General features: G+C 74.0%; 3 protein-coding genes and 1 pseudogene. 2 read left to right on the forward strand and 2 right to left on the reverse strand.

Annotated elements, in window-relative coordinates:
* Positions 1-229: 229 nt before the first annotated feature.
* Together PROKR_RS19880 and glgX are read right to left on the reverse strand one after the other, a co-directional pair.
* The gene (locus PROKR_RS19880; protein ID WP_051433167.1) at positions 230-1,945 is read right to left on the reverse strand and encodes an FAD-binding dehydrogenase; all 1,716 of its coding nucleotides are present in this window, start codon (positions 1,943-1,945) and stop codon (positions 230-232) included.
* A gap of 9 nt (positions 1,946-1,954) precedes the next feature.
* Positions 1,955-4,270: a glycogen debranching protein GlgX gene (glgX, locus tag PROKR_RS19885; protein ID WP_245605896.1), complete on the reverse strand. Its 2,316-nt coding sequence runs from the start codon at positions 4,268-4,270 to the stop codon at positions 1,955-1,957.
* A 71-nt stretch (positions 4,271-4,341) separates the two neighbouring features.
* Between glgX and PROKR_RS19890 the strand changes: the two genes are divergently transcribed.
* Both PROKR_RS19890 and PROKR_RS35565 read left to right on the forward strand, forming a co-directional pair.
* Entirely contained in the window at positions 4,342-5,154 is an 813-nt protein-coding gene (locus PROKR_RS19890) for an electron transfer flavoprotein subunit beta/FixA family protein (RefSeq protein ID WP_036966172.1), read from the forward strand.
* A 46-nt stretch (positions 5,155-5,200) separates the two neighbouring features.
* Positions 5,201-5,464: pseudogene (locus PROKR_RS35565) on the forward strand (electron transfer flavoprotein subunit alpha/FixB family protein); the annotation flags it as partial.

Here is a 5,464-nt window from a genome sequence, read left to right on the forward strand (position 1 = left end):
GCCGCGGGCGCCGCGGACGTCGAGGCGGTCCCGCTCACGGGCGACTGGCCGGCCGCGCTCGTCGCGGCGTGCTCGCAGGGCGCGGTGCTGGTGGCCCTGGACCAGGGCCAAGCGCTCCTCCGCTAGCCCGAGCGCGGATTCGGGTGGTCGACAGAATGCCAGGTGGTCGGCAGCCGGAGGAGCCGATCACCTGACGTGCTGCCGACCACTCTGCCGATCGGCGCCAGGACTACAGCGCCGCCGCCAGCGCACGGCCCGTCGTCCGCCCGGTGAAGAGGCAGCCGCCCAGGAAGGTGCCCTCCAGCGCGCGGTGCCCGTGCGAGCCGCCGCCCCCGAACCCTGCGGCCTCGCCGACGGCCCACAGGCCCTCCAGCACCTCGCCGTCGGGTGTCAGGGCGCGGCCGGTCTCGTCGCACCACAGGCCGCCCAACGTCTTGCGGGTCAGCACCGACAGGCGCACGGCCAGCAGCGGCCCGTCCTGCGGGGCGGTCAGCGCCCGCGGCGGCGAGACGCGGATGGTCTTGTCCACGACGAAGTGCCGCGCGGCCGCCGTCGCCACGACCTGCGGGTCCTTGCCCAGGCCCGTCGCGACCTGGGCGTCCCGGGCCGCGATCAGGGCGGCCAGCGCGTCGGCGTCCACGTGCCCGCTCGACCCGTCCGTGGCCTCGGTCAGCGCGTTCATCCTGGCGGCGAGCTCGGCGGGGGTGTCGGCCCACAGGAACTCCTCCGACTGCTCGGCGAAGGTGCGCACCGGCACCGACCGGCCCCGCACCCGCTCCAGGAGCAGCGGCACCGACTTGCCGGTCAGGTCGGGGTTCTGCTCGGAGCCCGACAGCGCGAACTCCTTCTCCATGATCGTCTTGTTCAGCACGAACCAGGAGTGGTCGTCGCCGCGGGTGGTCACGTGCTGGAGCGCGCCCAGGGCGTCGAACCCGGGAAACAGCGGGCCGGGCAGCCGGTTGCCGTCGGCGTCGAGCCACAGCGAGGACGGCCCGGGCAGGATGCGGATGCCGTGCCGGGTCCAGACCGGGGAGTGGTTCGCGATGCCCTCCGGGTAGTGCCACATGCGGTCCTCGTGCACCAGGGCGGCGCCGGACTCGGCGGCGACACCCAGCATGAGCCCGTCCGTGGAGTCCGGCACGCCGGACAGCATGCGCCCGGGCAGGTGCCCGGCCTCCGCGGACCAACGGGCCCGCGCCAGGTCGTGGTTGGCGCCGATGCCGCCGCTGGCGATCACGACGGCCTGGGCGGACAGCTCGACCTCGCCCGTCACGGTGCGGCTGGACGGCTCGCCGCGCCCGGCGTCGTCGTCGGCCAGGACCTCGGCGCGCACGCCGGTGACCCGGCCGTCGGTGACCACCAGGGAGGTCACCCGGTGCCGGAACCGCAGGTCGAGCAGGCCGGCCCGGTTGGCCTCGTGCGCCGCGGCGACGAACGGCTCGACGATCGCGGGGCCGGTGCCCCACGTGACGTGGAAGCGCGGCACGGAGTTGCCGTGCCCGCCGGCGGGGTAGCCGCCGCGCTCCGCCCACTGCACCAGCGGGAACCACCGCACGCCCTTGGCGTGCAGCCAGGGCCGCAGGTCGCCCGCGGCGAACTCGACGAACCCCTTGGCCCACCGGTACCCGAACCGGTCCGGGCCCTCGCCGCGCTCGGCGCCGGGGTCGAACCGCGCCGAACCCAGCCAGTCGGAGAACGCGAGCTCGGCCGAGTCGCGCACCTTGAGCCGGCGCTGCTCCGGCGAGTCCACCAGGAACAGCCCGCCGAACGACCACCAGGCCTGCCCGCCCAGCGAGGCGGCCGGCTCCTGGTCGAGCAGGATGACGCGCTTGCCCGCTGCGGTCAGCTCGGTCGCCGTCACCAGGCCCGACAGGCCTGCCCCGATGACGATGACGTCGGTGTTCCCCGTGGTGGCAACGTCTTTGTTGTGGACGGAGTCAGTCATGTGGGCACTCTAGCCAGGACGGTCGCCCCGCGACAGCAGCACGTTGATGTTCAGGGCGTCCAGCGTGACCGACGTGCGGGGGCCCCGCTCGTCGTCGGGCACCTCCGGGGCGTCCCACGCGGAGTCCCAGACCAGCTCCCAGGGCGCAGCGCCGTCGCGCGGCGGCAGCGTCATCTCGACGCCGTCCAGCCCGCCGTTGATGACCAGCAGCACGTCGGCGTCGCCCGCCGCCGGGCCCGGTCGCAGCATCTGCAGCACGCGCCGCCCGGGCTGGTTCCAGGTGTCCACCTCCATGGGCGCACCCGTCTCGGAGTACCAGAGCAGGTCCGGGTCGGTCTCGTACGGTCGGGGCGAGCCCAGGTAGAACGAGTCCGCGCGCAGCGCCGGGTGCTCGCGGCGCAGCGCCAGCAGGTAGCGCGTGGTCTCCAGGAGGTCCGTGGCGGCGTCGTCCAGGGCCCACCGGATCCAGGACGTCTCGTTGTCCTGCACGTAGGCGTTGTTGTTGCCGCCCTGGCTGCGGCCCAGCTCGTCGCCCGCCGTCAGCATGGGCGTGCCCGCCGCCAGGAGCAGCGTGGCCAGCAGGTTGCGCTGCGACTTGCGGCGTGGCGGCACGATCGCCTGCCACGGGTCCGTGGTCGCGTCGTCGCCCGACGACGTGTGGCCCTCGATGCCGTGGTTCCACGACAGGTTGTTGTCCGAGCCGTCGCGGTTGTCCTCGCCGTTCGCCTCGTTGTGCTTGTGGTCGTAGGCCACCAGGTCGGCCAGCGTGAAGCCGTCGTGCGCCGTCACGTAGTTGACCGACGCGACCGGGCCGCGCACCAGCGGCGGGTCGCCCGGCCCGAACAGGTCGGCGCTCCCGGCCAGGCGCGTCGCCAGGTCGCGCAGCCCGCGCATCTCCTGCCCGCGCACGCCCTGCTTGGGCGCGTCCAGCCAGAACCCCCGCGCCGCGTCGCGGAACCGGTCGTTCCACTCCGCCATCGGCGGCGGGAACGAGCCCGTCTGCCAGCCGCCCGGCCCCACGTCCCACGGCTCCATGATCAGCTTGAGCCCTGACAGCACCGGGTCCGTCTGCAGCGCCACCAGGAACGGGTGGTCCGGGTCGAACCCCACGTTGCCCCGGCCCAGCGTCACCGCCAGGTCGAACCGGTACCCGTCCACGCCCACGGTCTGTGCCCAGTACCGCAGCGAGTCCAGCGCGAGCTGGATCACCCGCGGACGCCGGAAGTCGAGCGAGTTGCCCGTGCCCGTGACGTCCGCGAGAGCCGCCGGCGAGGCGCCGTCGTGCAGGTAGTACACCGGGTTGTCCAGGCCGCGCCAGGCCAGGTGCAGGCTGTCGTCGCCGCCCTCGCACGTGTGGTTGTAGACCACGTCGAGCAGCACCTCGATACCCGCCTCGTGCAGCAGGTGGACCATGCCCCGCACCTCGTCCAGCACCGCCTCCGCACCCTGCTCCTGCGCGGCCCGGGTCGCGTACGCCGCGTTGGGTGCGAAGAACCCGAGCGTGCTGTAGCCCCAGTAGTTCGTCAGCCCGTGCGCCGCCAGCCGTGGCTCGGCCACGCTCTTGTGGATCGGCAGCAGCTCCAGCGTCGTCACCCCGAGGCTCTTCAGGTGCTCGACGACGGCCGGGTGCGCCATCCCCGCGTACGTGCCCCGCAGCTCCTCGGGGATGTCCTCGCGCAGCATCGTCAGCCCGCGCACGTGGGCCTCGTAGACCACCGTCTCGGCCCACGGCACACGCGGCCGGGTCAGGGGAGGGGGCGGCGGCAGCTGCCCGACGACGACCGAGTGCGGCACGTACGCCAGCGAGTCGGTCTCGTCCGGGGCGCCGTACGGGTCGCCCAGCCACCAGCCGTCCTCGCGCTCCGTGCTCACCGACCCGACTACCTCGGGCCCGTACCGCAGCCGCCCCGCGAACCCGCGGGCGTAGGGGTCCGCCAGCAGCTTGGCCGGGTTGTGCCGCATCCCCGCGCGCGGCTCCCACGGCCCGTACACCCGGAAGCCATAGCGCTGACCAGGAGCGACATCCGGCACGTGCGTGTGCCAGACGCCGTACACCGGACCCACCATCTCGAACCGGCGCTCGCGGTACCGGGCCGGGTCGTGCTCGTCCAGGGCCGGGTCGGTGACGTCGATCAGGCACAGGTCCACGGCGGTCGCGTGCGACGCGAGGACCGCCGCGTCGATGCCGCCGTCGGGCGTGACGTACACGCCGAGCGGCGGCACGTGGCTGCGGCGGGCGGACGGCCGGATGAGCGGCCGGACGACCGGACGCGGCACCGGGTCACCCGGCGCTCGCTGCGGTTCTGCTCGACGTGACTGCGACATATACCCCATCGTCTCAGGCCCGCTCCTGGACCGGATCCGTCCCACGCCGCCGGACGTCGTACGGTTACCCCATGCGCATCGTGGTCACCGCCAAGTACGTCCCGGACATCAACACGGAGCGTGGTTTCTCCGAGGGCCGAGTGGTGCGCACCGCCGGGGAGGGCACCCTCAACGAGCTCGACGAGAACGCGATCGAGGCCGCCCTGCGGCTGGTCGAGGCCGAGCGGGAGGCCGGCCGCCTCGGGCCCGGCGAGGGCGAGGTGGTCGCGGTCACCATGGCCGGTCCCGACGGCGACGTCGCGCTGCGCAAGGCGTTCCAGCTCGGCGTGGACCGCGGCATCCGCGTGTCCGACGACGCCCTGGCCGGCTCCGACTACTTCGGCACCGCCGCGGTGCTCGCCGCCGCCGTCCGCAAGCTGGGCGAGCAGGCGCCCGTCGACCTCGTGGTGACCGGCATGGCCGCCCTGGACGGCCTGGGCTCCGTGGTCCCGACGCTGCTCGGCGCCGAGCTCGGCCTGCCCACGCTGAACCTCGCCAAGAAGGTCGAGCTGGCAGACGGCGCGCTGACGATCACGCGCGAGATCGACGACGTCACCGAGTCCCTGACCGCGTCGCTGCCGGCCGTCCTGTCCGTGACGGACGGGGCCAACCAGCCGCGGTTCCCCGGGTTCAAGCTCATCATGGCGGCGCGCAGCAAGGAGATCGAGGTCTGGTCGCCGGCCGACCTCGGGCTCGACCCCGCCGTCGCGGGCACGGCCGGTGCCCGTACCGAGACGCTGTCGGCGGCGCCTCGCCCGGCGCGCCCCGAGGTGGAGCTCGTCACCGACAAGGGCGAGGGCGGCGTGGCACTGGCCGACTTCCTGATCCGCAACGACCTGGTGTGAGACCAGGCCCTACCGAGCCTGGACCGACCAGCCTGAGAGGCATGTCATGACCAACCGCACCGTCCTGGTCCTGCTGGACCCCGCGACCGAGGTCCGCACCAGCACGCTGGAGCTGCTCACCATCGCCCGCGGCCTGGGCCGGGTCGAGGCAGTCGCCCTGGAGGCGCCGACCGTCGAGGTGCTGGCGCAGCTCGGCGCGTACGGCGTCGAGACCGTGCACCAGGCGGAGCCCACTCGCGCGGGCGCGTGCGTGAGCGGTGACGAGCTGCACCTGCCCGCCGTCGTCGCGGCCGCGCTGGCCGCCGCCGTG

Origin of the sequence: Promicromonospora kroppenstedtii DSM 19349, from assembly GCF_000515355.1 — a bacterium.
GTDB classification, from domain to species: domain Bacteria; phylum Actinomycetota; class Actinomycetes; order Actinomycetales; family Cellulomonadaceae; genus Promicromonospora; species Promicromonospora kroppenstedtii.